The organism is Mesorhizobium sp. M1396 (assembly GCF_040317725.1).
Classification (GTDB): Bacteria; Pseudomonadota; Alphaproteobacteria; order Rhizobiales; family Rhizobiaceae; genus Mesorhizobium.
The window spans coordinates 95,355-121,541 of the sequence record NZ_JAMYLA010000009.1 but is presented as its reverse complement, the minus strand read 5'-3'; the positions used below and the strand labels follow the sequence as shown (position 1 = coordinate 121,541).

22 protein-coding genes are annotated in these 26,187 nt (G+C 63.5%); 12 read left to right on the top strand and 10 right to left on the bottom strand.

From position 1 onward, the window contains the following. The first annotated feature begins 23 nt into the window (after positions 1–23). A complete protein-coding gene (locus NKH02_RS08215) occupies positions 24–1,238 on the top strand; it encodes an MFS transporter (protein WP_352877803.1) in 1,215 nt (404 codons plus the stop codon). On the opposite strand, the gene dgcA is transcribed toward NKH02_RS08215, so the two are convergent. After that, on the bottom strand, positions 1,209–2,192 hold the full coding sequence (gene dgcA / locus NKH02_RS08210) for an N-acetyl-D-Glu racemase DgcA (RefSeq protein WP_352877801.1): 984 nt from the start codon (positions 2,190–2,192) through the stop codon (positions 1,209–1,211). The two genes, NKH02_RS08215 and dgcA, sit on opposite strands and share 30 nt — an antisense overlap. Before the next feature lie 76 nt (positions 2,193–2,268). Between dgcA and NKH02_RS08205 the strand changes: the two genes are divergently transcribed. From NKH02_RS08205 to NKH02_RS08190, 4 genes are all read left to right on the top strand, one after another. Continuing rightward, positions 2,269–3,456: an MlaE family ABC transporter permease gene (locus NKH02_RS08205; RefSeq protein ID WP_352870878.1), complete on the top strand. Its 1,188-nt coding sequence runs from the start codon at positions 2,269–2,271 to the stop codon at positions 3,454–3,456. A 1-nt stretch (position 3,457) separates the two neighbouring features. Beyond that, entirely contained in the window at positions 3,458–4,279 is an 822-nt protein-coding gene (locus tag NKH02_RS08200; protein WP_352877798.1) for an ABC transporter ATP-binding protein, read from the top strand. Between the two features lie 14 nt (positions 4,280–4,293). Further along, a complete protein-coding gene (locus tag NKH02_RS08195) occupies positions 4,294–5,667 on the top strand; it encodes an MlaD family protein (protein ID WP_352877795.1) in 1,374 nt (457 codons plus the stop codon). A 94-nt stretch (positions 5,668–5,761) separates the two neighbouring features. Then, entirely contained in the window at positions 5,762–6,355 is a 594-nt protein-coding gene (locus NKH02_RS08190; RefSeq protein ID WP_502913527.1) for an ABC-type transport auxiliary lipoprotein family protein, read from the top strand. A gap of 20 nt (positions 6,356–6,375) precedes the next feature. Here NKH02_RS08190 and NKH02_RS08185 read toward each other — a convergent pair whose 3' ends face one another. Both NKH02_RS08185 and NKH02_RS08180 read right to left on the bottom strand, forming a co-directional pair. Further along, complete coding sequence (locus tag NKH02_RS08185) at positions 6,376–6,990, bottom strand: 3'-5' exonuclease (RefSeq protein ID WP_352877791.1); 615 nt, start codon at positions 6,988–6,990, stop codon at positions 6,376–6,378. A 158-nt stretch (positions 6,991–7,148) separates the two neighbouring features. Further along, positions 7,149–13,448 carry a kinesin gene (locus NKH02_RS08180; RefSeq protein ID WP_352877788.1) on the bottom strand — a complete coding sequence of 2,100 codons (6,300 nt, stop codon included), beginning with the start codon at positions 13,446–13,448 and terminating at the stop codon, positions 7,149–7,151. Between the two features lie 271 nt (positions 13,449–13,719). Here NKH02_RS08180 and NKH02_RS08175 point away from each other — a divergent pair, with 271 nt between their 5' ends. The 3 genes from NKH02_RS08175 (at position 13,720) to NKH02_RS08165 (ending at position 15,652) form a co-directional block, all read left to right on the top strand. Next, positions 13,720–14,088, top strand: coding sequence for an Hpt domain-containing protein (locus NKH02_RS08175; protein WP_352877785.1), 369 nt, complete (start codon positions 13,720–13,722; stop codon positions 14,086–14,088). Between the two features lie 112 nt (positions 14,089–14,200). Further along, a complete protein-coding gene (locus NKH02_RS08170; protein WP_023674833.1) occupies positions 14,201–14,521 on the top strand; it encodes a 2Fe-2S iron-sulfur cluster-binding protein in 321 nt (106 codons plus the stop codon). Positions 14,522–14,617: 96 nt separating this feature from the next. Then, entirely contained in the window at positions 14,618–15,652 is a 1,035-nt protein-coding gene (locus NKH02_RS08165) for an NAD(P)/FAD-dependent oxidoreductase (RefSeq protein ID WP_352870888.1), read from the top strand. A 51-nt stretch (positions 15,653–15,703) separates the two neighbouring features. Here the strand turns inward: NKH02_RS08165 and NKH02_RS08160 are convergent, their stop codons facing one another. Both NKH02_RS08160 and NKH02_RS08155 read right to left on the bottom strand, forming a co-directional pair. After that, positions 15,704–17,179 carry an MDR family MFS transporter gene (locus tag NKH02_RS08160; RefSeq protein ID WP_352877782.1) on the bottom strand — a complete coding sequence of 492 codons (1,476 nt, stop codon included), beginning with the start codon at positions 17,177–17,179 and terminating at the stop codon, positions 15,704–15,706. 216 nt (positions 17,180–17,395) lie between these two features. Beyond that, the gene (locus tag NKH02_RS08155) at positions 17,396–18,031 is read right to left on the bottom strand and encodes a DUF922 domain-containing Zn-dependent protease (RefSeq protein ID WP_502910997.1); all 636 of its coding nucleotides are present in this window, start codon (positions 18,029–18,031) and stop codon (positions 17,396–17,398) included. Positions 18,032–18,134: 103 nt separating this feature from the next. On the opposite strand from NKH02_RS08155, the gene folP reads away from it, so the two are divergent. Genes folP through folK form a run of 3 tightly spaced genes read left to right on the top strand, consistent with a single transcriptional unit; the run spans position 18,135 to position 19,845 of the window. Then, complete coding sequence (folP, locus tag NKH02_RS08150) at positions 18,135–18,986, top strand: dihydropteroate synthase (protein ID WP_352877780.1); 852 nt, start codon at positions 18,135–18,137, stop codon at positions 18,984–18,986. A 3-nt stretch (positions 18,987–18,989) separates the two neighbouring features. Then, positions 18,990–19,349, top strand: coding sequence for a dihydroneopterin aldolase (gene folB / locus NKH02_RS08145; protein WP_352870891.1), 360 nt, complete (start codon positions 18,990–18,992; stop codon positions 19,347–19,349). Then, positions 19,333–19,845 (top strand): 2-amino-4-hydroxy-6-hydroxymethyldihydropteridine diphosphokinase, encoded by a 513-nt coding sequence (gene folK / locus NKH02_RS08140; RefSeq protein WP_352870892.1) that lies wholly within the window; start codon positions 19,333–19,335, stop codon positions 19,843–19,845. Before folB ends, folK begins: the two co-directional genes overlap by 17 nt. 25 nt (positions 19,846–19,870) lie before the next feature. On the opposite strand, the gene NKH02_RS08135 is transcribed toward folK, so the two are convergent. Then, the gene (locus NKH02_RS08135; RefSeq protein WP_352877777.1) at positions 19,871–20,416 is read right to left on the bottom strand and encodes a DUF924 family protein; all 546 of its coding nucleotides are present in this window, start codon (positions 20,414–20,416) and stop codon (positions 19,871–19,873) included. A 14-nt stretch (positions 20,417–20,430) separates the two neighbouring features. Then, entirely contained in the window at positions 20,431–22,266 is a 1,836-nt protein-coding gene (locus tag NKH02_RS08130; protein WP_352877774.1) for a monovalent cation:proton antiporter-2 (CPA2) family protein, read from the bottom strand. Between the two features lie 247 nt (positions 22,267–22,513). On the opposite strand from NKH02_RS08130, the gene NKH02_RS08125 reads away from it, so the two are divergent. Beyond that, complete coding sequence (locus tag NKH02_RS08125; protein ID WP_352870897.1) at positions 22,514–22,780, top strand: hypothetical protein; 267 nt, start codon at positions 22,514–22,516, stop codon at positions 22,778–22,780. An 89-nt stretch (positions 22,781–22,869) separates the two neighbouring features. Here the strand turns inward: NKH02_RS08125 and NKH02_RS08120 are convergent, their stop codons facing one another. The 3 genes from NKH02_RS08120 to NKH02_RS08110 all read right to left on the bottom strand — a co-directional run bounded on the left by NKH02_RS08120 (position 22,870) and on the right by NKH02_RS08110 (position 26,162). Then, positions 22,870–23,424: a hypothetical protein gene (locus NKH02_RS08120; protein WP_352870898.1), complete on the bottom strand. Its 555-nt coding sequence runs from the start codon at positions 23,422–23,424 to the stop codon at positions 22,870–22,872. Between the two features lie 135 nt (positions 23,425–23,559). After that, positions 23,560–24,687 carry a YcjF family protein gene (locus tag NKH02_RS08115; protein ID WP_352870899.1) on the bottom strand — a complete coding sequence of 376 codons (1,128 nt, stop codon included), beginning with the start codon at positions 24,685–24,687 and terminating at the stop codon, positions 23,560–23,562. Beyond that, on the bottom strand, positions 24,684–26,162 hold the full coding sequence (locus NKH02_RS08110) for a YcjX family GTP-binding protein (RefSeq protein WP_352877772.1): 1,479 nt from the start codon (positions 26,160–26,162) through the stop codon (positions 24,684–24,686). The genes NKH02_RS08115 and NKH02_RS08110 overlap by 4 nt, the downstream gene beginning before the upstream one ends. Positions 26,163–26,187: the final 25 nt, after the last annotated feature.

Genomic DNA, 26,187 nt, shown 5'->3' with positions numbered 1-26,187 from the left:
GCGCAGCGTGATTGGATCGATTCATGTCCCTGCCGCCGCTTTCGCCCGAACAACTCGTCAAGCCGCGCCATTTCGAACTGCGCATGAGCTTGATCTTCGCGACGCTGTTCGTGCCGCTCGGAACGCATCTGCCTTACTTTCCGCTGTGGCTGCAGGCCAAGGGTTTCCACGCCGAGCAGATCGCCGTCATCCTGGCGGCCCCCATGTTCCTACGCGTTGTGACGACGCCGTTGCTGACCGCGCTGGCCGACCGTGCCAGGGATCGCGCCGATGTTTATGCCGCGCTGGTGGCTGCGTCGCTGCTTTTGTCGGCCGGTTATTTCCTGACGCCGACCTATGCGATGGTGCTGGCGGTGTCGCTGGCGCTGACCATCGTCTGGACGCCGCATTCGCCGATCGCCGATTCGCTTGCGCTTTCGGGTGTGCGCCGCTTCGGATCGAACTATACGAGCATGCGCAAATGGGGCTCGATCTCCTATCTGCTCGCCAATGTCGCCGGTGGCTTCATCCTGTCGGCAACCGGCTCGCGGGCGGTTCCGGTGATCATTCTCATGGCGTTTGTCGCGGCTCTTGCCGCCGGGCTGCTGGCGCCGCGTCTTGGCCGTCCGCGGCGCGCTTCGCCGCTGTCGGCCACCGACATCCAGCATTCAGCACCGAAGCTTCTCAACCCGTATTTCCTGTATTTTTCCATCGGCGTCGGCGTCATCACCGCCAGCCACGCATTCCTTTACGGCTTCGTCTCCATCTACTGGAAATCGATCGGCATCAGCGATTCGGTTGTCGGCTTTTTGTGGGCGTGGGGCGTGGTTGCGGAAGTCTGCATGTTCATGATGTTCACCCGCTTTTTCGACCGGTTCTCCGTCGTGTCGATCATGGTGATGGCAGGGATCGGCTCGATCGTGCGCTGGATCGCCTTTCCGCTGGTCTGGCCGCTCGGCCTCGGCGTTGCCGGATTTTTCGGCGTCCAGACGCTGCACTCGGTCTCGGTGGCGCTGGTACTGATCGGCCTGCAGAAGATGATCGGCGAAACGGTCTCCGAGGAAAGAACCGGCGCCGCGCAAGGCATCGCCTATTTCTCCAACGGCTTCTTCATGGCGGTAATGACGCTGGCATCCGGCCCGCTTTACGAGCGGTTCGGCGTCAACGGCTTTTTTGCCATGATCCCGATCGCCTTGATCGGCCTGGTGCTGATCGGGCTAGCGGCGCGCTCAGCCCCACAGCGCCTTATCAGGCGGTGACACCAGCGAGCCCTGGTAGACAAGGCCGGGCACACGGTCGCGAGCAAGCAGCAGCGGACCGTCGAGGTCGACGAAATCGGCATCCTGAGCGAGCAGCACCGCCGGCGCCATCGCCAGCGACGTACCGACCATGCAGCCGACCATCACGCCGAAACCGAGTTCGCGGGCGCGATCGCGCAGCACAAGGGCAGCTGTCAGACCGCCCGACTTGTCGAGCTTGATGTTGATGGCGTCGTAAAGGCCGATAAGAGTTCCGAGATTCTTCACCTCGTGCACGCTTTCATCGGCGCAGATCGGCACTGGATGCGCGATATGGCGCAGGATTTCGTCATGGCCGGCCGGCAGCGGCTGTTCGATCAGCGCGATGCCTTGCTCGGCGGCAAAAGCGAGGTTTGCCACGATATTATCGTCGGTCCAGCCCTCATTGGCGTCGAGGATGATGCGGCTGTCGGGCGCTGCTTGGCTTACCGCGCGGATACGGGCGATGTCGTTGTCGCCACCGATCTTGACCTTGAGCAGGGGCCGCGCCGCATTGGCGCGGGCCTGCGCCGCCATCGCTTCCGGTTCGCCGAGCGACAGCGTGTAGGCGGTTTCGAGCGCCCGTAGTGGAGCGGCACCGATGCTGGATGCCACCGGTTTGCCGCTCAGCTTGGCTTCGAGGTCCCACAGCGCGCAATCGATAGCGTTGCGGGCGGCTCCGGCCGGCATGGCCGTGAGCAAGGCGGTTCGGCTGATGCCGCCGGCGATCCGGTCGCGCATGGCTTCGATCGCCTCGAGCACGCCGTCCATCGTCTCGCCATAGCGCTTGTAGGGAACGCATTCGCCGCGGCCGGCGTTGCCGCCGTCGCTGATCGTGCAGCAGATCACTTCGGCTTCGGTCTTGGAACCGCGCGAAATCGTAAAGGTTCCGGCGATTGGAAAACGCTCGGCCTCGACCGAAATGACACGCGCCATATTTTTCTGCTCCTGCTATGCGACAAGCGTTGTCGGCAAATCGACAGGTCAGACCCGTCAGGCTAAACAGGACGCCATGTTGACCATTGGCAAGCGCGACGCAAGCGGCACGACCGCGGGGGAGGCTGACCACGAACCGCGCGTGGCAATCGGCGAGGAGGACGGCGTTCTCGGCTGCGCCTTCTCCGGAATCTGGACGACACGGACCGTCGCGCTGATCGACGCCGACATGCGCAAGATCGAAAAACGAAGCGGCTTCAAAACTTTGGCGCTCGATCTTTCCAAGATCGAGAAGATGGACACCGCCGGCGCCTGGCTGATCGACCGGCTGGTAAGCGCCTTCGAGAAGAAGGGCGTCGAGATCCAGATGCAAGGCCAGAGCGAGATCGCTTCGATCCTGCTCGACGCTGTGGGCGAGGCCGTGCGACGCGAACCCGAATCCGGCGCCGCCGGTCCGCCCAATATCGTCATCCGCGCGCTGGAGGCGGTCGGCCGCCGCGTCTACGAGATGCGCGACGACTTCCTCGCCTCGATGAACATCCTCGGCGCCACCATCCGCGGCGCGCAGATGAAGCTCGGTCGTGGTCATGCCGTCAATCCGGCGGCAATCTTCAACCAGATCGACCGCATGGGCGTCGGCGCCATTCCGGTGGTGGTGCTGATGTCGGCGATCGTCGGCGCCATCGTCGCCCAGCAAGGCGCCTATCAGCTCAGCTATTTCGGTGCCGATATATTCGTCGTCGACCTGGTCGGCGTGCTGATCCTGCGCGAACTCGGCGTGCTGATGACGGCGATCATGATCGCCGGCCGCTCCGGCAGCGCGATCACCGCCGAGATCGGCTCGATGAAGATGCGCGAGGAGGTCGACGCGCTGAAGGTCATCGGGCTCAACCCGATCGGCGTCCTGGTCTTTCCACGGCTCGTGGCGCTGGTCATCGCCTTGCCGTGCCTGACGATCATCGCCAATTTCGCCGCACTCGGCGGCGGCATACTGGCTGCCTGGCTCTATTCCGACATCGCGCCGGCCGCCTTCATCGACCGGCTGCGCGTCGCCATCGATCTCAGCACGATTTTCGCCGGCCTGATCAAGGCGCCGTTCATGGCCATGATCATCGGCACGATTGCCTCGGTCGAAGGCATGAAGGTTGGCGGCAGCGCGGAATCGCTCGGCCAGCACGTGACAGCCTCGGTGGTGAAGTCGATTTTCGTCGTCATCATCCTCGACGGGCTTTTCGCCATGTTCTACGCAGCGATCGAGTTTTGAGATGAAGCTGCGAGACCGGAAAAAGGCAAGTGCGCTGACTGACGACACGGGCGAGGGCGACATCGTGCTTTCCGCGCACGACATCAGCGTGTCCTTCGCCGACAAGCTCATCCTCGACAAACTGTCGCTCGATATCAGGCGCGGCGAGATCCTTGGCTTTGTCGGCGCCTCGGGCGCCGGCAAGTCAGTTCTGCTGCGAACCATTCTCGGCCTGACGCGCAAGCAGTCGGGAACGATCAAGCTGTTCGGCGTCGATGTCGAGAAGATCAGCGAAGTGGAGCGTCTGCGCATCGATATGCGGCTTGGCGTGCTGTTCCAGCACGGCGCCCTGTTTTCGGCACTGACGGTACAGGAAAACGTCCAGGTGCCGATGCGCGAATATCTCGACCTGCCTAAGAAGCTGATGGATGAGCTGGCGTTGCTCAAGATCGAATTGGTCGGATTGCCGCCTGACGCGGCGCAGAAATTCCCGTCCGAACTTTCCGGCGGCATGATCAAGCGCGCCGCGCTGGCCCGGGCGCTGGCACTCGACCCCGATATCGTCTTCCTCGACGAGCCGACATCCGGCCTCGATCCGATCAGCGCGGCCGAATTCGACGAACTGGTGGTCAAGCTGCGCGATACGATGGATCTGACCGTTTATATGGTGACGCATGATCTCGACACGCTTTTCACGGCGTGTGACCGGGTGGCCGTGCTCGGCAAGAAGAAAGTGCTGGTCGAAGGCACCATCGACGACATGCTGAAGAGCGAGGAACCGTGGGTAAAGTCCTATTTCCGCGGAAAACGCGCCCGGCAACTTGATCTTGCGGCGCGCGCATAGCCATAAGTGGGACAATGGAAACCAGAGCCAACTACGTCATTGTCGGCATTTTCACGCTGGCCGCGATCCTGGCGGCGTTCGCCTTCGTCTACTGGACGGCTGCGATCGGCGAGAAGGGCGAGACGACGGTGCTGCGCGTGCGCATTCCAGGCTCGGCGTCCGGACTAGGCCGCGGCAGTTTCGTGCTGTTCAACGGCGTCAAGGTCGGTGATGTCAGGCGCGTCTATATCGATGTCGACAATCCGACCGTCGCCATCGCCGATACCGAGATCGATCGCCTGACGCCGATCACCAAGTCGACGCAGGCCGATATCGGTCTTGCCGGCCTCACCGGACAGGCCAACATCGAGCTCAAGGGCGCCGATCCCAAGGAAGTGAAACTCCTCGACCAGGCGGAAAAGGAAGGCAAGGTCGCCGAGATCGTCGCCAATCCCTCTGCCGTGACCAACCTCCTGCAGACAGCGCAGAACATCTTCACTCGCGCCGACAAGGTGCTCACGGAGCTCGAAGGCTTCACCAGGGACGTTCGTGGGCCGCTGACGCAGACCGTGCAGAACGTGCGGACCTTTTCCGACGCGCTGGCCAAGAATTCCGACGGCATCGACAAGTTCCTGTCCGCCGCCAGTGCGCTGTCCGATGAGCTGAAAGGCGTTTCCGGCAAGCTCGACGGCACGCTGAAGGCAGCCGAAGGCCTGCTCAACGCCGTCGACAAGGACAAGATCAAGAGCATTGTCGCCAACGTCGATACGGTGACAGGCAACCTCAAGGAGACTTCGAAACAGCTCGACGGCGTGATCAAGAACGTCGACACGGCGGTCGGGTCGGTCAACGATTTCGCCAAGCAGACGCAAGGCACGCTGGCCAAGGTCGACGGCGTGCTCGACGGCATCGATCCGGCGCAGGTGCGCACGGCGCTTGCCAATATCCAGAAAGCCAGCGAAAACGCCAACAAGGCCGCCGCCGACATCGCGGAGGTGACCGACAAGTTCGCCAACCGCGCCGACGACATCAACCAGACGATCAAGGATGCCAAGCAACTGGCGCAGCGGCTCAACGATGCCTCGGTGCGTGTCGATGGCATACTTGCCAGGGTCGACCACTTGCTCGGTTCAGGGCAGGCCGATGGGGTGATGGCCGACGCCAGGGCTACACTGAAATCGTTCAAGCAGGTTGCCGACACGCTGAATGCCCGCCTTGGCGTCATAACCGACAATCTGACGCGTTTCTCGGGCCAGGGGCTGTCGAATGTCGAAGCACTGGTGCAGGACAGCCGCCGTTCGATCAGCCGCATCGAGGAGGCGGTGACCGATCTCAGCCGCAATCCGCAGCGCATCCTTTCGGGTGGCGAGGGCGAGGTTCGGCAGTTCAATGGCAGGGCGCGGCGTTGACTTCGGCGTCGGCGCGCCGCAAGAACATGAGCCGCGAAAGCGGGTTGATCTTACGATCCGGGGACAACGGGGATCGCGTGTGAAGTCTGTGTGGGTGAGAACGGGCGGGTTGACATCGGCTGCGGCTCTGCTTGCCCTAACGCTGGCCGGCTGCGCGGTGTTGGGCGGCAAGCCTGCGCCACTCGACACCTTTGAGCTGTCGGCGCCTTCGGTCGATGCGCATGGCCACAGCCGCCGTCAGATCCTGATCGCGCAGCCATCGGCGCTCAAGGCGCTGGACAGCCAGAACATCGTCATCAAGCCGTCGGATCGCTCGATCCAGTATCTCAAGGGCGCGCAATGGGCCGACCGGCTGCCGCTGATCGTGCAGGCGCGGCTGGCCGAGACGTTCCAGCGCTCAGGCAGCTTTGCCGGCGTCGGCAAGCCGGGCGAGGGCCTGGCCATCGACTATCAGGTGATCGTCGAGATACGTTCGTTCGAGGTGCGCGTCGACGGCGGCGAGCATGCCGAGGTCGACCTGTTCGTGCGCATTCTGAACGACCGCAATGGCGAGGTGCGTGCCTCGAAGAGCTTCACCGCATCCGCGCCGGTTTCGGGCAGCGGCAATCCAGCCTATGTCAACGCGCTCGACAACGCGTTCGGCGATGCCGCCCGGCAGATCGTGCGCTGGACGGATTCGGTGATCTGAGCGCGAGGTGCCAGAATCCCCTACAAGCGGTCGAAGATGTCCGGCCGGAGCTTTCCAGTCTTCATCACGTGCTGCAGGGTGTAGGCCACAGACAGCGCGTCATTGAGCGCGTCGTGCCCCTGCAATGGCGGGTGTTCGATGCCATAGTAGTCCGCAAGCTTGTTGCTCGGCGTTCTCGCCAGATCCTCGGTCGGCATCCCAGCCTCGACCAGCAGCCTGACGGCGTTGTCGAACCGGGTGGCCGGGATCGAAGCTTGAATGCCCGCGATATAGCAACTGATGGCGACCATGTTCAGTTCGTCCTTGCCCCAGGACCAGAACCGCGCTCCATCGGAAAAGCGATCGACGTCCGCGAGGGCTTCCCCGAGGTCTACCCCTTCGGTCTCCAAGTCTTCCTCGGTGATGCCGGTCAGCTTGGTGAAGAACGGGTCGAGGGCGTATCTGTTGCCAAACCGGTCGACCGGTCTGATATAGGCCTTGTGCGTGCCCAACAGGGGAAAGTCGTCCCCGAGTCCTAGTCTGACGGCGCCGATCTGCACGATCACCGGGTCGGGGTCGTGGGCCGCACACCAGAATCGACGTTGCGAACCTTCGAGGCAAAGAAACTCGCAGTCGAATATGATTGCCGTCTTCACGATCACATCCTTTGAGCGTAGGCGGAGCTTTGCCAGTGGACTTGGTGCCGTTGGGAATCGGACTTTGGACGATTCCCGAACGCATCCAGGTTCAGCGCGTGCTGGATGTTAAGGCAGTCACAGGCGGGACCCATGGCCCCGCCTATTCAATTGCTGTCTTAGTGCAGGCGGCCGCTGGCGTGGGCCAGCATGGTGTAGACCTTGCCGGTGTCCGACGTCAGGTAGGTCTGCGCCATGATGTTGTCGCGGTCGTTGCGCGAGACATCGTTGAGCAGCTTCTCGAAATCGTCGCAGTAACGGTCGACGGCGGCGCGGAACTCGGCCTCCGCCTGATACTTGCGACGGATCTCGTCGAACGTCTGCTGACCCTTCAGCGTGTAGAGCCGCCGCGTGAACACGTCACGCTCGCCGCGCCGGTAGCGGTTCCACAACTCGATCGACGCTTCGTGATCGATGGCCCGCGCGATATCGACGGAGAGCGAGTTCAGCGATTCCACGACATGCAGGGGCGAGCGCTGGGCAGGGGCCGCGCGCGGCCCTTCCGAGGGTGCCGCGGGCCTCAGGTCCTCGTCGTTCGACGCCGCGGTCAGGAGATCGCGCACCCAGCCGCCTTGCGGCGTGCGGGCACTGGCGTCCGAACGCGGACGGGGTGCCGAGTCGGCCGGACGCTCAAGGTCGAGCGTGCCGCGCAATGCAGGGCCGCCCAAGGGTGCCTGGGGCGTGCGCAGCTCCGGCTGCGGCGACGGTGCACGGCGCGGTGGTTCGGCGGCGCGTGCGGCCGGCGCTTGCGGCGCCGGGCGCAGATTGCGTGGCTCGGACCCGTCACCATTGCGGCCAGATTTCGCAACGATCTCGGAAAGCTCTTTCAGCGCATTGATCTGCTCGGAAACGGCGCGGCGGATGGCCGAGGTCGATTCCTTGGCCTCTTCCGGCATTTCGATGACGCCCTTCTTGAGCTCGGCGCGGGTGAGGTCGAGCTCGCTCTTGATCGAGCCAGCGGTGCGCCGCATCTCCTCGGTCGCATCGGCGAAGCGCTTGGTAGCCGAATCGACGACGTCGGTGATGGCGTTGCGGATCTTGTCGGCCGACTCCATCGTCTTGCCCTCGGCGTTCTGCAGCGTCTGGCCGACGAGGTTTTCGAACGAGCGCATGACCCTTTCGAGATCTTCCGACTTCTTGACCAAGCCGACGGCGAGGTCTTCGAGCGACGACTGCCGTTCGAGCGTGTGTTCGAGGTTGCTCTGGGCCGAGCTCAACAGGTCCGAAGCGCTGGACAGCAGGCGGCTATGTTCGTCGAACTTGGTGGCGATCGACGCGACCTCGCGCAAGGTGGACGACGACAGTTCAGTCAGCCTTGTCGTGTTCGAATCGACCAGTCGCGCCGAACTGGCGAAGGTCTGAGCGGCCTTCTCCGTGGTGGCGGCGAAGCTTTGTGTGCTGCCGCTGAGGCGTTCATCGACCTGGCCGAGATTGACCGCGGCCTGCTCGATCAGCTGACCGAGCTGCGAGCTGGACTTGGTCATGCGGCCGATGAGATCGGCGACGCTGTCGGACAGCGACGAGCGAGCGCCTTCGACCGCCGACAAGGTCTCGGCGGTACGGCTGGCGAGCGCGTCGACAAGGGCGGCATTCTCGCTGCGCAGCTTCTCGGTGGCGCGTTCGGTGACCTCTGCCATGCTCTTTTGCAGTTCCGAGCCGCCCTGGGCAAAGCGCTCGACCAAAGGCCGTGCGGTTTCGTCGAGGATCTTCGACATTTCGGCCGAACGCGCCGCGAGCATGGTGTTGAGTTCGCGGGTGTTGGCGCCGATCGTCTTGGCGGCATCGTTGGTGCTCTGGCCGATATGCTGGCCGACCGCGGTGAACGTTTCCGCGATGACATTGGCGCGCGAGACGAGTTGGGCCTCGGCATTCGACACCTGCTCGTTGAGCTTCTGGCCCATGGTCTCGGCCGTATGGGCGAGGCGGTTCTCGACGCCTGAGACCTGCTCTTCGACACGGGCGGCCGCGGCCGCGGCGCTCGACGCAAGCCGCTCATCGGCGCCGGCAAGCGCCTGTTCGACTTCGCGGGCATGCACGGCCATTTCCTGGCCGGTCCGCCTTGCACGTTCGGCGACCCTTTGCTCGGTGTCGGTAAAGGCGCCGACGATGGTCTCGGCGTGCTCGCCGATCGTGGCGGTGCTGCTGGCGATGCGCGACACCAGACGCTGATCCGCGTCGTCGAAGATGCGGCCGATTTCGGAGGCACGGCTCGACAGCGCTTCCGAACCTTCGGCGATGCGCGAGACCAATTGCTGGTCGGCGGCATCGAAGATGCGGCCGAGGTCCGATGCACGGGCGGCAAGCGCTTCGGCCGATTCGCCAATGCGCATGCCGAGCCGCTGGTCGGCGCCTTCGAAATTGCGCAAGATGTCGCCGGCGCGAGCGGCCAGCGACTGGGCCGTTTCGATGGCGCGGGCGACCAGCTTCTGGTCGGCTGCATCGAACGTACCGGCGATCTCGCTTGCACGGGCGGCCAGATGATCGGCGGTGTCCTGAGCCCGGGCGGTCAGCTGGTCGGTGGTTTCCTGGGCGCGGGCGGCGAGCTTCTGGTCCGCCACGTCGAAGGCGCCGGCGATCTGGCTTGCACGAGCAGCCAGCTGATCGGCGGATTCATGGGCGCGGGCCAGCAGCGAACTGGACGTATCTTCCGCGCGGGCGAGCAAGGCGTTCGACGTATCTTCCGCACGGGCGTGCAGGCGACGGTCCGCGTCCTCGAACGTGCGGGCGATGTCCTCGGCCCGTGCCAGCAGGGCTGCGGAAGTCTGCTCGGCGCGCTCGGCGATCTTGCGGTCGGCGTCGCTGAACGCGGCACCGGCCTGCTCGTGCAGCGTGCTGGTGACTTCCAGCACCTTCTCGCGCAAGGCGCCGGCGACAAACACGGCGCTCTTTTCGAGCACAGCGCGGACGTTGTCGACGCCTGTCGAGAGCGCACGCTCCATGGTGCCGGCGCGCTCCTCGATGATGCCGGTCTGGCGGCTGAACGCCTGCTCGATCTTCTCGACATCGCTTGCGATCGCCGCGGAGATATCGGTGCTCCTGGCGGCGATCTGGTCGATATGGCCCGACAGCGAGCGGTCGACGTCCTTGCGGGTCTCGACGAGCTTGCCGAGATCGTCTTCCAGTGCGCGGGTCAGCATATTGCGGCCTTCGGACAGCTTGCCGACATGTCCGGCAATGACATCGTCGATATCGCCGCGGCTTTCGGCCAGCTTCTGCAGGTCAGCTTCGAGGGCGCGTTTGAGAATATCGCGGCCTTCGGCCAGTTTCTCCACCTGACCAGCGACCAAACCGTCGATGCTGGAGCGGCTCTCGGCCAGCTTGGCAAGGTCGGCTTCCAGCGCGCGCTTGAGAACATCGCGGCCTTCGGCGAGTTTCTCGACCTGGCCGGCGACAAGGCCATCGATGCTGGAGCGGCTCTCGGCGAGCTTGGCTAGGTCGTCTTCAAGCGCCTTCGACAGGGTCGAGCGCTCCTGGACAAGCCTTTCCGCGTGGCTGTCGACCAGGCCGGCGACGTTGTCGAGGTCGGCCTCAAGTGATCTCGACAGGGTCGAACGATCCTGGGCGAGCCGTTCGGAATGGCTGTTGACGAGGCCGTTGACGCTTTCGAGATCAGCCTCGAGCGCCCGGGCGAACTGTGCCCGGTCATCGACCAGTTTCTGCGACTGGTCGGCAATGGTTCCCTTGATCGCATTGAGGTCGGATTCCAGGGCGCGCCGCAGGATATCTCTGCCTTCCGCCAGCTTCTCGACCTGGCCGGCGACCAGCCCGTCGATGCTGGAGCGGCTCTCCGCCAGCTTGGCGAGATCGTCCTCAAGGGCCTTGGACAGGGTCGAACGATCCTGCACCAGCCTGTTCATGTGGTCGGCGATGACGCTGTTCACATTCTCCAGATCGGTTTCCAGCACCCGCGAAAGTTGGCCGCGATCCTCGGCCAACTTTTCCGACTGGCTCGATATGACGCCCTTGATCGTGTTCAGATCAGATTCAAGCGCGCGTTTGAGAATGTCGCGCCCTTCGGCCAGCTTCTCGACCTGGCCGGCGACGAGCCCGTCGATGCTGGAGCGGCTCTCCGCCAGCTTGGCAAGGTCGGCTTCGAGGGTCTGTGACAGCAGGCTGCGGTCTTCGGCCAGCCGTCCCGAATGGCTTTCGATCAGGCCGCGTATGCCGGATAGATCGTCGTCCAGCGAATGGGAAAGCTGCGTGCGGTCTTCCGCCAGCTTGGCGGAATGGGTTTCGATGAGGCTCTTGATGCCGATGATGTCGTTTTCCAACGCCTTGGCGAGCACGGCGCGGCCTTCGGCGATCTTTTCCACCTGACCGGCGACCAGACCGTCGATGTCGGCACGGCTGTCCGACAGTTTGCCGAGATCGGCTTCCAGGGCGCGCGACAGGATGTTACGGCCTTCGGCTAGTTTTCCGACATGGCCGGCAACCATTTCATCAATGATCGTACGGGCTTGCACCAGTTTCCCTGAGTCTTCGTTCAGGGCGGCGGAGAGCCTGTTGCGGCCTTCTTCCAGCCTTTCGAGATGGCTGCCAAGCGACGCATCGATGGCCGCCCGTGATTCATTGACCTTGCGCAGATCCTCTTCGAGAGCGCGCGAGATCAGGGTGCGGCCTTCGGCCAGCTTCTGCACCTGGTCTGTCACCGCCGCATCGATACCGGCGCGGCTCTCTGCGAACTTCGCCAGATCGGCCTGCATGGCCTCGGCCATGCGCTCGCGGCTTTCGGCCAGCTTTCTGCTATGGTTCTCGACGGCTTCCTCGATGCCGACACGGGCATCGGCGAGCCGCTGGATGTCGCTGTCGAACGAACGCGAGACGACGTGACGGGCGGCTTCCATGCGCCCGGCGAAGTCGCTGGCGCGGGCTTCGAGCATGGAGGAGGTCGAGGTGACGATGTCGGCCATATCGGCGCCGATCTGGGTCTTGCCCTGATCGATCATCGCCGACAGCGTGTCCTTGCTCTCGGCAAAGGTGTGGGCGATTTCGCGGGCGCGCTCGACCAGTGTCTCGTTGATCTGGCGGGCGCGGGCCTCAAGGGCCGCATTGAGCTTCTGCGTTCCGGTGTCCAGCGCCTCGGCGCGGGTCTGGAACTCGCTGATCAGCGCCTGGCCGCGTTCGGCGAGCGTGCGTTCGATGCCGTTGAGGCTGGCCTCGAATTCGGAATTGAGCGTGCGCGCGGCGCCGCCAAGCAGCGACACCATGCCGGTGGTGCGATCGTCGAGCAGATCGGTCAACGACCGTGTCAGGCCGTCCGTGGTGTCCGTCAGCTTGGCGATGCGGGTGTCGAGAAGGCTGGCGAAGGCCTCGCCCGAAGTCGACAGCCGGTCGGTGATCGAATCGAGCCGGCCTTCCACCGAATCGAAGATCGACATCGAGCTTTCGTTGATGCGGTCGATGAGCGTGTCGCCGGAATTGGTGATGGTCATCGACAATTTGGTCGACGCATTGAGAATGCTGTCGCGGATGATGTCGGAGGCGGCGCCGATCTCGTCCTTCAGCGTCTCATGCGCACCGGTGATCGACGCGCGGACGCGCTCTGCGTGGGTGACGACGGCTTCGCGTTCGCTGCCGAGCCCGTCGACCAGCGAACGGATGCGGGACTCATTCTCGGAATAGGAGCGTTCGATCTGGTTGACTTCGCTGTGCACCAGCGTCTCCAGCTCGACGGCGCGGGCAAGCGTGCGTTCGATGCCTTCGCCCATGGCCGCGACCTCGCGACGAACGGCCTGGCCGATCATCATGACGCGATCCTGGGCAAGGTTTTCCGGTTCGGTCAGGCGGAAGGCAACTTCGGTCATCGACTGGGCGGCGATGCGCATTTCCTGGGCGCGGCGAATCATGGCCGCGAAGGCCCAGAACAGGATCACCGGCACGATCGCCGCGACGGCGAGGCCGATCAGCTCCGGACGGGCAAGGAACTGGTCGAGCGTGCGGATACTCCAGATGCTCGGTCCGAAAAGGAGATTGGCCAATCCGCCGGCGCCGGCGAACCAGGCGAGCGAAACGAAGGCAACGACCCAGTAAATGGTGTTCGAGGCACGCCTGTTGAGGCTGTGCAGGAGCGTCTTGTAGTCCTTCTGGCGATCGTCATTGGCCGGGGCGAAGCCCGCGGGCTGGGCGCCATTGCGTGTTTCCACGGGGCGCAACTCGGCGGGCTTGGCCTTTGGTGCGGGTTTTGCGGCCTGGCTCTGGGCTTGGTTCTGATTGACCACGGACTCTGGTTTCTGATTGCGTCCCTCGCGTGCCAGCTCGTCGGCGGCCTGGGATATCTGTGCTTCCAGATCCTCCATCGAAGCCGCGATGTCGAGGTCGCCGCTGCCGACGTCATTGCTGAGGTCGATATCAAGCGCCTTCTCCAGTTCCCTGGCCACGTCGCTGTCGAGAGTTCTCGTCGTCGTTGGTTTCTTTGCCATGCCTTCGCTACCCTGTACTAGCTGCCGCGGGCTTATAATTCTGTTTGTCGTACCACGCGCAGGAGGCTGAAAATGGACCCCTCGTATCGTAATGACACAGGGGGGTAAAGAAAACATGCATTCCGCGGGATACGTAAAACTTTAAATATAAGGTTAACGCAACCGTGATTTCGGCGCCGTTTTCGCAACATTTTTCGGGGCCATCCATTAACCCGTTGTCCACTGGATTCGCCTAGGTTTTGGGGCGATTGAAGAAACGGAGTTCGAGTTCATGCGTGGCGAAAGCGGCATTGCCTTCTCAATGCCCGGGGGCGACGTATCCGGACCGAGGCGGTCGCGGCCGGTCGATTTGGCACACCTTGCCCGCCAGACGATGGGCGACCGCGGCCTCGAGCAGGAGGTGCTGGCGCTGTTTGTACAACAGGCGCTGTCGGTGCGCGACCGAATAGTCGACGCCGACATCAAGGACCGGCTTCTGCTCGCCCATGGGCTCAAGGGCTCGGCACGCGGCGTGGGTGCCTTTGCCATTGCCGATTGCGTCACCGAGATCGAGCGCCGGCCGGAAGACAACCAGACGCTCAAGCGACTCGGCACGCTGATCGACGAAGTGCGCGATTTCATCGCCGCCATCAGTCGCTGAATCCGGCACCAAACCCGGTTTGCGGAAAAACGTCACGGGGCGGCGCTTTCGCGCGGCAGTTGACTTGCTCGCCGGAGTGATTATCTCGGCTGCAACTCCCTTCAGGTGACAAATGACCAAGCTAACTTTCATCGCCCATGACGGCACACATTTCGACGTGGACGCCGAGAACGGCTCGACGGTCATGGAGAACGCGATCCGCAACGCCGTGCCCGGCATCGAGGCGGAATGCGGCGGCGCCTGTGCCTGCGCGACCTGTCACGTCTATGTCGACGAAGCCTGGACGGCTGAGGTCGGCGAGCCGGAAGCGATGGAAGAGGACATGCTGGACTTCGCCTACGAGGTCCAGCCGAACTCACGCCTGTCGTGCCAGATCAAGGTGCGCGACGCGCTTGACGGCCTGGTTGTCCGCGTGCCCGCCCGCCAGGGATAAGCGCAGGATCCTTGCCAACTGATTTTTCCCGCTGCGGCTTGGCAGCGGAGCATTGGTCATGCAGTGTCCTGCTCTCTTCGCAGCGAGGCACATCGCATGACCGAGACCACCAAGACAGACGTGCTTATTGTCGGGGCAGGGCCTGTCGGCCTGTTTGCCGTGTTCGAACTCGGCCTGTTCGACATGAAGTGCCACCTGATCGACATCCTCGACCGGCCCGGCGGCCAATGCGCGGAACTTTATCCGGAAAAGCCGATCTACGACATTCCCGGCTGGCCCTCGATCTCGGCGCAGGGGCTGGTTGACAAACTGCTTGAGCAGATCGCGCCGTTCAAGCCTGATTTCACCTACAACCGCATGGTTTCCAGCCTCGAAAAGCTGGAGGACGGCAGTTTTCGCGTCACCACCGACGAGAACGAAGTGTTCGAGGCCAAGGTGGTGGTGATCGCCGCCGGCGGCGGCTCCTTCCAGCCCAAGCGTCCGCCGATCCCGGGCATCGAGCCCTATGAAGGCAAGAGTGTCTTCTATTCGGTGCGGCGGATGGAGGATTTTCGCGACCACGACCTCGTCATTGTCGGCGGCGGCGACTCGGCGCTCGACTGGACGCTCAACCTGCAGCCTGTGGCAAAGAGCGTGACGCTGGTGCACCGGCGGCCTGAATTCCGTGCCGCGCCCGACAGCGTCAACAAGATGTATGCCATGCAGGAGATGAAGCAGCTGCATTTCCAGGTCGGGCAGGTGACCGGATTGACCGGCGCCGACGGCCAGCTGTCATCGGCCACCATCAAGGGGCCGGACGGCGATGTCGAGGTGCCTTGTACGCGCATGCTGCCGTTCTTCGGCCTGACCATGAAGCTCGGACCGATCGCGGAGTGGGGGCTCAATCTTCACGAGAACCTCATTCCGGTGGATACCGAGAAGTTCCAGACATCGGTGCCCGGCATCTTCGCGGTCGGCGACATCAACTGGTATCCGGGCAAGTTGAAGCTGATCCTGTCGGGTTTCCACGAGGTGGCGCTGATGGCGCAGGCCGCCAAGCGCGTCATCAGCCCCGGCGAGCGTATCGTGTTCCAGTACACGACCTCCTCGACCAGCCTGCAGAAGAAGCTCGGCGTGGTGGAAGCTTCCTGAAACGTGTCGCTTTGAATAATCAAATGCAGCCGACGCGCTTCACGTCTTTTGTCAGTCAGCCAGCACCGGAGCCTCGGGATGGCCGCGCAGCGGCTTTTCCGGCATCAGCACCAGCGCGACGAGCGCCATGACCAGCATCGCTGCCGCGGTGAAGAAGATCATCACGAATGCCAGTGCCTCGACGGCGGTGCTGGCCGCTTGGGTCCCTTCTCCGGCAAGCGGCAGGCCGTAGCCGAGCGCGACCGCGCCAAGGATGGCGACGCCAAGCGCGCTGCCCAAAGAACGAAGGAAGGTCAGTACGCCGGTGGCGACGCCGAGATGGGCCTGATCGACGGCATTCTGAACCGACACGGTGGCAACCGGAAATGTCGTGCCGCTGCCCAGGCCGATGCAGGTCGTCAGAATCTCGACGATCAGCAGGGAAGCATGCCCCGCCACCAGGCTAAGTATGCCGAGGCACAGGATGGCGAAGGTCACCCCTACCATCGCGATCCGCTTGTAGTGAACGAACCGGGGAATCGTGCGGCCGCTGAATGTCGCGCCCGCAACGGTGCCGAGCATGAGCCCAAGCATGGCGGTTCCCGATTCACTGGCCGAAAGCCCGAGGATGGACTGCAAGTAGACCGGCAGGTAGACCGCGAGCCCGATATTGGCGGCCTGCAGCAGGAACAATGACAACGTGCCGGCAAGGACGATCGGGTTGCCAAGCACCTCGAGCGAGATCAGCGGTTCGGCCGCGCGCAGCAGCCGCAACGCAAAGGCGCTCCAGATGACAGCCGAACAGGCGAGCAGCCCAAAGATTTCGCGTGACTGCCATGGATATTCGCTGCCACCCCAGTTCAACGCCAGCAACAGCAAGGCGGTGGCCGCGACGAGCAGCAACGCGCCTAGGCCATCGATGCGATGATGTTTTGCCGCGATCGGCAGCTTTCTCAGCGGCTTGTTGATGATGGCCATGGCGACGAGACCAAGCGGGATGTTGATCCAGAAGATCAGCGACCAGTGGAGATGCTCGGCGAAGGTGCCGCCCAAAAGCGGGCCCGCGATGCTGGCGACCGCCCAGGTTCCCGCGATCCAGGCCGAGTAGCGCGCGCGCTCGCGCGGCGGCACGAGGTCACCGATCACGGTCTGCGCCAACGCGAACAGGCCGCCGCCGCCGGCGCCCTGGATCGCGCGGCCGACAATCAGGACCAGCATGTTAGGCGCCATGGCGCTAACCAGAGATCCGGCAAGGAAGATGAGGATTGCCGCGTAAATCGTTGGCCGGCGACCATAAACATCCGATATCTTGCCATAGAGCGGCGCCATCGCGGTGGCGGTCAACAGGTAACCGGTCACGATCCATGGCAGATATTCGGCATGGCCGAGCAGGCGCGCCATGGTCGGCATCGCCGGCGCGACGATGGTCTGGTCAAGCGCTGCCAGAAGCATCGACAGGAGTACGCCACCGATGATTGCGTTCTTTTCGCTTTCGCTGAGAGGCGCGTCGCTCTTCACCGCCGTCCGACTATCGACAGTCTGGTCCATGTCCATTCATCCGTATGCTTGCGGCTGGCCGGCCCCATTCAGCCATTCCAGCGTGTTGATCGCGTTGGCCGCATTGATCTTTCGAAGGTCGCCCTGGCGAACCTGACATATGTCGTCCCGTATAGGCCGATTTCGACCTGTGCTCGGAAATTTTTCGAAGCTGGCACTACGCTTCAGCGCAATTGGCCTGCGCCGCCATTCAACGCCTCGGCGGATTCAGGCCGGCGGCAGTTTACCGTTGCCGATGCGCTCCATCCGGTAGCGCAGCAACCTGAGGATGCGGCTTTGGAAATTGACGCTTTCGACACGGTCGAACTGGACCTGGGCACGGTCATGTCTGGCCAGAACGGCCGCCGTGATGGCGGCGGCCTTGGCCTTGGCGGCGTCGCAGTTCCTTTGCGGGTAGGTGGCTTCCAGCGCCTGTTCGAGCTCGCGGCCATGGTTCTTCGCGATCTCGACGTGGCGCTCCTCATGTCGCTTGATGTCGGCCGAGAGCGTGTCCCAGAACAGCCTGACATCGGCATCGGCCTTGCGTGTGCGGCGCCATTCGGGAAGGATCACCTTCACTTTGACGGTCACCACGGCATCGGCGATCCGGCAGGAGCTCGATGTCCGCGCATAGCTGATGCGGGTGGTGAAGGCCATTTGCGTGGCGCCAGGGTGGCGCGTACCCGTGCTTTTCACCTCCGGCCCGCGTTTGAAGAGCTGTGCCTCGATTTCATCGAGCGTGCTGCCGCCAACGGCGAAGTAGCTGTACGTCTTGACGAGATTGGCCGCACCCGCCGGGATCGCGGTCAGGGCGAGCAGCGCGCCAAGCAGGAATTGTTTCATGCCAAGCATGGATGGTTTCATCATGTTGCCTCTTCGACCACCTTGCTTTACGGCCGTTGCCGGCGCAACGGAATTGATCCGCCGGGGATCACACATGATTGATGAACTCCATGGTTGATGAGCAATGACGGCTAGGCGGTGGCAGTTGGCGCATGGGCGCCATCTCGACCTTGGCGGTAAGGCCGTGGTCGTCGGCATCCTCAACGTCACGCCCGACAGCTTTTCCGACGGCGGTCTGTTCGACGCCCCCGAAACGGCACTGACCCAGGCACGGCGCATCATGGCGGAAGGGGCATTGGTCGTCGACATCGGCGGAGAATCGACCCGCCCCGGTGCCGCCGCGGTATCGGCAAGCGAGGAACAGGCCCGCATCCTGCCGGTGATCGAAGCACTGGCGAGCACTGGCGAGGTGCTGATCTCGGTCGACACCTATCGCGCCGAGACCGCGCGGCTCGCGGTTGCCGCCGGTGCGCATATCGTCAACGATGTCTGGGGTTTGCAGCGCGAGCCCGACATTGCGCGCGTCGCCGCCGATACCGGCGCCGGGCTTGTCATCATGCATACCGGGCGGGATCGCCGGAAGCTGCCGGACGTGATTGCCGATCAGTTGGCGTTCCTGCGGAAATCGCTGGAGATCGCCCGCCAGAACGGCGTTGCCGACGACCATATCGTGCTCGATCCGGGATTCGGATTCGCCAAGGAGACGGCGGAGGAAAATCTCGACCTGATGGCTCGCTTTTCCGAGCTGCATATACTGGGCTTGCCGCTGATGGCCGGTACGTCGCGAAAACGCTTCATCGGCACGGTCACCGGCCGCGATGCCGCCGACAGAGGGGTTGGAACAGCGGCGACCAGCGTCATCTTGCGGCTCAAGGGCGCCGATCTGTTTCGCGTCCACGATGTCGCATTCAACGTGGACGCATTGGCGCTCGCCGATGCTATGCTGGCGCGTCAAACCGACCGGGCGAGAAACTGAGCGATGTATGTCATCCGCATGAAGAACTGCGCTTTCTTTGCCCGGCACGGCGTGCTGGACGAGGAAGAGAGGCTCGGCCAGCGCTTCTATGTCGATGCCGCGCTCACCGTCGATCCCGGCCGGGCGCTTGTCGAGGATTCCATCGATGACACCGTCAACTATGGCATTGCGTTCACGGTGATCGAAAAGATCATCACCGGGCAGCGCCGTTTCCTGATCGAGTCCCTGGCGCTCGAAGTGGCCCGTGCGCTGACGGCGCGTTTTCCGCAAATCAAGAAAGCCGAAATCACGGTGCGCAAGCCCAACGCCCCGGTGCCCGGCGTGCTCGATTACGTCGAGGTGACCGTTGTCTGGCCCGAATAGTACGGTCTATCTCAGCCTTGGTGGCAATCTTGGCGACCCGGCAAAGTCGATGGGCGCGGCGTTGCGCATGCTGGATGCCGACGCGGACACGCGTGTCACCGGCGTCTCCTCACTCTATCGCACGCCACCCTGGGGCAAGCTCGATCAGCCGGATTTTCTCAATGCGGCTGCGGAAATTTCCACCGGGCTAGCGCCGCGTGCCTTGCTCGACCTTTGCCTCGATGCCGAACGCAAGCTGAAGCGGGTGCGCGAGGAGCGCTGGGGGCCACGGCTGATCGACATCGACATTCTGGTGTTCGGCGACCGCGTCATTCACGAGACGGGGCTGGAGGTGCCGCATCCGCGCATGCTGGAGCGTGCCTTCGTGCTGGCGCCGCTGGCCGAGATCGCGCCCAGCCTGGTCGTCAATGGTCGCAGCATCACGGACCGGCTGGTCGCCGTCGACACCTCTGGCATCGAGCGATTGTCGTCCGGCCGGGATTGGTGGCTAGCCTGACATCCGGACGAGGTGGCGGCCACTTTTAGCCCGAGAATCCGCCGCCATCCAGGAACGTCTGCTCCTGTGGGGTGGTTTCGCGGCCAAGCATCCTGTTTCGGTGCGGAAAACGGCCGAAATTCTGAATTATATCAAGGTGTTCGACAGCATACTTCAGATAGGGTTCGGCCCTGGCCTGGGTCAGATCGACCGATATGTGCTGGTCGGCGAGCAATTCCGAATGCTCATACGGCAGATAGAGGAAGACGCGGACTTCCTCTTCGAGCGCCAGATCATGGCCGGCCGCGATCGCCTTTGCGGCAAAATATCTGGCGAGCGGGTCGGTCGCGTACATATGGCCGGTGCCGCGAAAGCAGTTCCGCGGAAACTGGTCGAGCAGGATCATCAGCGCCAGCGAGCCTTCGGCATGCTCCAGCCAGCCGTCGCATTCACGCCGCGCCGCCGCGTAGTGCAGATCCAGAAAGCGGTCGCGGAAGACGGCATCGAATGCCTCATTCTTCTCGAACCACGCGTCCTCGCCGGCATCGCGCCAGAACTTGGTGACCGACAGGGCTCTGCTGTCCAATTCCATGCCTGATTCCTTGCTCAGTCAGCGGGTTCGGATTTGTGCAGCACGCCGGCCGTCTCTTCGTTGAGCGCCTGACCAGGGCGGCGTGGCGTGGAGAGCGGTGTCGGAATCGGCGTGCCGATATTGCCTTTCAAGAAGCGCTGTCCGGCGCGAATGCCTTCGGCGAGCTGAGTTTCGAAGCGGTCGGTGTCGCGGCGTCTGACATCTTCGATCGTTTCAGCCACGTCTTCCGGATCGACACCCAGCGATTCCAGGGCCGAGCCGCCGAAAACAAGTGCGGATTCGAAGGTTTCACGCAGTTGGTAATCAACGCCGGCGCGAATGAGTTGCAGCGCGGTGCCACGATCGAAAGCGCGTGCCAGCACTGTGAGCAAAGGAAACTCAGCCTTGATCAGCTGTGCGATGCGGACGGCGGCATCCGGCTTGTCGACGCAGATCAGTACGGCGCGCGCCCGGCCGGCGCCGGCGGCATGCAGGATGTCCAGCCGGGTGCCGTCGCCATAGTAGACCTTGAAGCCGAAATCGGCCGCCGCCTGGATCATCTCGACCTCATTGTCGATGATCGAGACGTCGATGCCGCGCAGCAGCAGCGGCTGGCTGGCGATCTGCCCGAAGCGGCCGAAACCGATGATTAGCACGCTGCCGGTCAGGCCATCGGCGACATCTACGCCGTCGAGCGACTGCTCGTCGTGTGGTGTCAGATACCGCAAGGCGATGATCGCCAGCGGTGTCAGCACCATGGAGATGATGACGATCGCCGTCAGCGTCGCGTTGGCGTTGCCGTCGATGATGCCGACGGCCGCCGCCGACGAGTAAAGGACAAAGGCGAATTCGCCGCCTTGCGCCATGAAGATCGCGCGCTCCAAGGCTTCGCGATGACCTGACTTCAGGACCCGGGCGACGATGTAGATGCCAAACGCCTTCATCACCATGTAGGCGACGACATAGATGGCGATCAGCCGCCAGTTCGCGGCGACCACATGCAGGTCGAGCGACATGCCGACCGCGAGAAAGAACAGGCCGAGCAGGATGCCGCGGAACGGTTCGATGTCGGCTTCGAGTTGGTGGCGGAAAGTCGATTCGGACAGCAGCACGCCGGCCAGGAAGGCCCCCATCGCCATCGACAGGCCGCTGAGCTGCATGGCGAGCGCGGATCCGAGAACGACCAGAAGCGCCGCCGCCGTCATCACCTCGCGGGCACGGGCATCCGCCAGGATGCGGAAGAACGGATTGAGCAGATACCGGCCGGCCACCACCAGGCCTACGATCGCGGCGAGGCCGATGCCGACCTCGGTCAGCCGCTCCGACAGGCTGGTGTCGGCTCCACCAGGCGCCAGGAACGCGATCAGGGCCAGCAGCGGCACGATGGCCAGGTCCTCGAGCAGCAGGACCGATACGATGCGCTGGCCTTTCGGCGCGGCGATTTCGCCGCGTTCCTCGAGAAGCTGCATGACGATCGCCGTCGAGGTCAGCACGAAGCCGGCGCCGGCGACGAAGGATTGCGCGATCGGAAACCCTCCCGCCATGCCAACACCGGTCAGCAGAAGCGCGCAGACGCCGACCTGCAGGGCGCCCAGGCCGAAGATCTCGCGGCGCAGGCCCCACAGCCGCGACGGCTGCATTTCCAACCCGATGATGAACAGGAACATCACCACGCCGAGTTCGGCGACATGAAGAATGGCTTCCGATTCGGAAAAGACGCCGAGGCCGAACGGGCCGATCACCACACCGGCGGCCAGATAGCCGAGAATCGAGCCGAGGCCCATGCGCTTGAAGATCGGAACGGCGACGACGCCGGCCGCAAGCAGCGCCACCACCTGAACCAGATCGCTGCTCGATGCCTCTACCGCCATGCCGCCATTCCGCTCGTTTGAGGACCGATTCCGATTTCGGGTTTATGTGACAGGGGGCGAAGATAGGGGCTTCGGCGGGGATCGAACAGCCCGAATCCAGATCACCGGCGACGTTGCAGGCGCGATACACAAGTTGACGCCGGGAACACGTTGCATCTTGGCACAATCGATGGCTAAGGACGCTCGGCTTCGGCCATTGGAGGGTGATCGACGATCAAGTCGCGCCCTTTTTGAGGAGATGACTGACATGAAGAAGTTTTTGTTTGTTGCCGTCGGCCTGGCGGTGCTTGCCGGTTCGGCTTGCTCGAAGGCGCCTGAGTGCACGGCGGAGATCGCGACCAAGAAGGCGCAGGACATGGCTACCGCGCTGCAGGAGGCGATCACCAAGGACCCGTCCAAGGCGGCTGATCTGACCGCCAAGGTCCAGGCGGTGACAACCAAGTATCAGGGCACCACGACACTGGCCGACGCCTGCAAGGCCTATGACGAGGTGACGGCCGCGATCAAGGGCTAACGCCCTGATTCGAGATCAAGGGCTAAGCGCCTGATTCGATGATTCAAACGAGGCGGCGACCGCTAGGTCGCCGCCTTTTTTTGGATTTTTCAGTTCGGGGCGATGGAGCCGACTTGGACGGCGTCGACGCGCTTCAGGCTCATGCCGATCACCGGCACCAACTGGTCGTCGACGCGCACTGCAATGGTCACCGTCATCGAGTTGTCGTCGGGGATGCGGGCCTGCATGACACCGCGCAACTGGTTGCGGTTGATGGTGAAGACCACCTTGCGGGCATCGACCACGTTGCCGCCGATGATGTCGAGGCCGGAGCCGGTGGCACCACCCATGAAGCTGCCCTTGTAGCCCTCCCGGCCCTTGCGCTCGATCTTGGCCGACATCTGCTGGGTGAACATGCCGACCCGGCAGCCGCCGTCGAGCGACATGCCGACCGTGCCGTCGGGCGTCGAGCCGGTGAAGCTGCAGTTGAATTTGGTGCCCTTGTACTTGCCGGCGACGATTTCGCCGGGGCCGATCCATTTGCCTTCGGCCGACTGGAAGAACTGCTTGTCCGGTTCCGCCGCGGAGGCCGCTCCGGCAATGCCGACGAGAGCTGTGATCACGGTTGCCAGGGGCAGGACGCTGGATAGTACTACGCTTTTCATCGACGACACCCGGCAACAAAGAGGCTGTTTGGAACCCGTCTGACCATGAACAAGATTGGTTAATGCTTCGTCACTAAGGGGCCGCCACAAAGCAGTCCGGTAACAATTCCGAAGGTCCAAACGCTCCGGCCCGGCTTACTTGCCAGGCGGGGCTGCTTCACTGTCTTTCCTGGTGGCAAACGATGTCAGCGCGGAGAGGAAATCGCCCAGTCCGGGACGCTTCGCGGCGCTGAAGGGCAGGGGGCGCGCCGTCTCCATCGCCGCGATGCCGATGCGCGCCGTCATCATGCCGTTGACGACGCCCTCGCCAAGCTTGGCCGAAAGACGCGCCGCCAGGCCGTGGCCGACGATCTGCTGGACGAAACTGTCGCCGATCGCGATCGAGCCGGTAACCGCCAGATGCGCCAGCACGCTGCGCGCCAGGCGGAAGAAACCCAGTGTTCCCGGCCGTCCGCCATAGAGTTCCGACAGGCGGCGGATGAGCCGCCCGGCCTCGAACACGACATAGGCGACATCGACGAGCGCGCGCGGGCTGACCGCCGTCACCAGCGAGACGCGTTTGGCGGCCTCGAGAATCATCACCTTCGCCCTGGCATCGAGGGGGCCGAGAATTTCGGCCTCGGCCAGGCGCACAAGATTGCCGCCGTCGATGATTTCGCCACGCAGTTCGGCCAGCGCGCGCCGGCCGGCCGCAGTCTCGGGTTTGGCCGCGACAAAGGCCGACAGTTCGTCGACGACCGATCGTGCTGCCTTGGGATCGTCACGCGCGATCGCGTCGAGCGCCCGCTTCTGCAGCTTTTCGACCTCGGCGAGGCGGGCAATCGCCAGAAACTCGCGAATCAGGATCACCACAAGCGCCAGCACGGCGATGGCAGCCATGCCCGCGGCCAGCCAGCCCAGCCATTCGGCGCGCGCGAAGAGGTCGCGTATGAGCTGGTCGGTCCACAGGCCGACAGCCAGCGAAACCAGGACACCAAAAGCGCCGAAGAAGATGCTGCCGAGCAGCGAGCGTTTTTTGGGGGCGATCGCTGGCGGCGGCTCCGCGGCAATGATGTCGGGCTCGTCGAAGACATCGACATCCGCCGGTATGACCATCGCGACATCGGTTTTCATCGCACGGGGTTTGCGTTTGGTGTCGGTCTGGGCACGGATTGCGGCCTGGGCACGGGTCTCAGCCTGGTCGTTGCGAGGCCCAGGGGCCGATTGTCTCGATGTGGCTTCCGGCTCGATGCGGAATGCCGCCGGCTTGCGGGGGGCGGTCATGCCAGATGATCTCCGATCAGGAACTGCAAGGCACGATCGAGCCTGATATGCGGCAACGACAGCGTGACGCCTTCGGCCGTGCGTTCGAGCTTTGGTGGACGGAAACGGACGAAGCGAATTGCCGGATCCGCGGAGTCCTGCTTATGGTCGGGGCCCGAAACATCGAACACGGCATCAATATTCTCCGGTAAGTCACCGGGAAATATGGCTGTTTCCGTCTTTCCATCAAAGGTTTCGCCGTTGATCCTCTCGCCGGCGATCGGCGTGCCGATGATGACTGGCAACGTCTCTCGACCCTGCTTGACGGTGCCTTCGCGTGTCGCGCGCATCGCCGCCATGGCGACGACATCGACATCCGCGCCGGTGAAATTCGCGCGCGCCACGGCGCGGTCGGCAAGCCGCCGCACGATCGCCTGCAGGCGGTCATGGCTTTCGTGGTGCAGGTGATCGGCCTTGGTCGCGGCAACCAGTATGCGGTCGATGCGCCGCGAGAACAGGTCAGTGAGGAAGCTGCCGCGGCCGGGACGGAAACAACTGAGGATCTCGGTCACCGCGCGCTCCAGGTCGGCCATGGCGCCGGGACCGGCGTTCAGCGCCTGCATGGCGTCGATCAGCACGATCTGGCGATCGAGGCGGGTGATGTGTTCGCGGAAGAACGGTTTCACGACATGCGTCTTGTAGGCCTCGTAACGCCTGTCCATCATGGCGTGCAGCGACCCTGGGCGCGGACGCTTGTCGCCAATCCCAGCCAGAGGCGCGAAGGTCAGTGCTGGCGAGCCCTCGAGATCGCCAGGCATCAGGAAGCGGCCGGGCGGCAAGGTCGAAAGCGCCCGCTCGTCGAGCTTACATGCCTTCAGATAGGCGGCGAAACTTTCGGCCAGGCGGCGCGCCGTCATCTCGTCGGCATCGGCGTTCGGGTCGATCTCCGCCGACAGCGTCCGCCAGGCCTGCGACAGGTCCTCGCGCATCGGCAGAACGGCCATTTCGAATGCTTCGTGCGAAAAATCGGCGAAGGATTTGCCGAGCAGCGGCAGGTCGAGCAGCCATTCGCCGGGATAGTCGACGATATCGACCGACAATCTGCCGGAGGAGAACATGCGGCTCCAGCCGGAGGCCGATTCATATTCGATGGTCAGCCGCAGTTCCGAAATGGCGCGCGTCGAATCGGGCCAGGCGCGGTCGTTGACCAAGGCGGCGATGTGGTCTTCGTACTGGAAGCGCGGCACGGCGTCGTCCGGCTGCTGCTCAAGGAAGGCGCGGGCGATGCGCCCTGATTTCTGTGCCTTGAACAGCGGCAGGCGCCCGCCATGGATCAAGTTGTGGACAAGGGCCGATATGAACACCGTCTTGCCCGCGCGGGACAATCCGGTCACGCCGAGGCGCAGCGATGGGGAAAAAAGCCCGGTAGCGCGTCCCGACAGCGTGTCGAGGGCAATCCTCGCCTCGTCGGTGAAGGTGGTCAGCGATGATGCCAAAATGTGCTCTCTTGGGCTTGCCTCC

Coding starts and splice junctions, on each gene's coding strand:
- folP (WP_352877780.1), top strand. CDS start 18,135: ATGACGGCTAGGCGGTGGCAGTTGGCGCATGGGCGCCATCTCGACCTT.
- NKH02_RS08125 (WP_352870897.1), top strand. CDS start 22,514: ATGAAGAAGTTTTTGTTTGTTGCCGTCGGCCTGGCGGTGCTTGCCGGT.
- NKH02_RS08195 (WP_352877795.1), top strand. CDS start 4,294: ATGGAAACCAGAGCCAACTACGTCATTGTCGGCATTTTCACGCTGGCC.
- NKH02_RS08155 (WP_502910997.1), bottom strand. CDS start 18,031: ATGAAACCATCCATGCTTGGCATGAAACAATTCCTGCTTGGCGCGCTG.
- NKH02_RS08160 (WP_352877782.1), bottom strand. CDS start 17,179: ATGGACCAGACTGTCGATAGTCGGACGGCGGTGAAGAGCGACGCGCCT.
- NKH02_RS08120 (WP_352870898.1), bottom strand. CDS start 23,424: ATGAAAAGCGTAGTACTATCCAGCGTCCTGCCCCTGGCAACCGTGATC.
- NKH02_RS08175 (WP_352877785.1), top strand. CDS start 13,720: ATGCGTGGCGAAAGCGGCATTGCCTTCTCAATGCCCGGGGGCGACGTA.
- NKH02_RS08180 (WP_352877788.1), bottom strand. CDS start 13,448: ATGGCAAAGAAACCAACGACGACGAGAACTCTCGACAGCGACGTGGCC.
- NKH02_RS08215 (WP_352877803.1), top strand. CDS start 24: ATGTCCCTGCCGCCGCTTTCGCCCGAACAACTCGTCAAGCCGCGCCAT.
- NKH02_RS08200 (WP_352877798.1), top strand. CDS start 3,458: ATGAAGCTGCGAGACCGGAAAAAGGCAAGTGCGCTGACTGACGACACG.
- NKH02_RS08205 (WP_352870878.1), top strand. CDS start 2,269: ATGTTGACCATTGGCAAGCGCGACGCAAGCGGCACGACCGCGGGGGAG.
- NKH02_RS08130 (WP_352877774.1), bottom strand. CDS start 22,266: ATGGCGGTAGAGGCATCGAGCAGCGATCTGGTTCAGGTGGTGGCGCTG.
- folB (WP_352870891.1), top strand. CDS start 18,990: ATGTATGTCATCCGCATGAAGAACTGCGCTTTCTTTGCCCGGCACGGC.
- NKH02_RS08135 (WP_352877777.1), bottom strand. CDS start 20,416: ATGGAATTGGACAGCAGAGCCCTGTCGGTCACCAAGTTCTGGCGCGAT.
- NKH02_RS08170 (WP_023674833.1), top strand. CDS start 14,201: ATGACCAAGCTAACTTTCATCGCCCATGACGGCACACATTTCGACGTG.
- NKH02_RS08115 (WP_352870899.1), bottom strand. CDS start 24,687: ATGACCGCCCCCCGCAAGCCGGCGGCATTCCGCATCGAGCCGGAAGCC.
- dgcA (WP_352877801.1), bottom strand. CDS start 2,192: ATGGCGCGTGTCATTTCGGTCGAGGCCGAGCGTTTTCCAATCGCCGGA.
- NKH02_RS08165 (WP_352870888.1), top strand. CDS start 14,618: ATGACCGAGACCACCAAGACAGACGTGCTTATTGTCGGGGCAGGGCCT.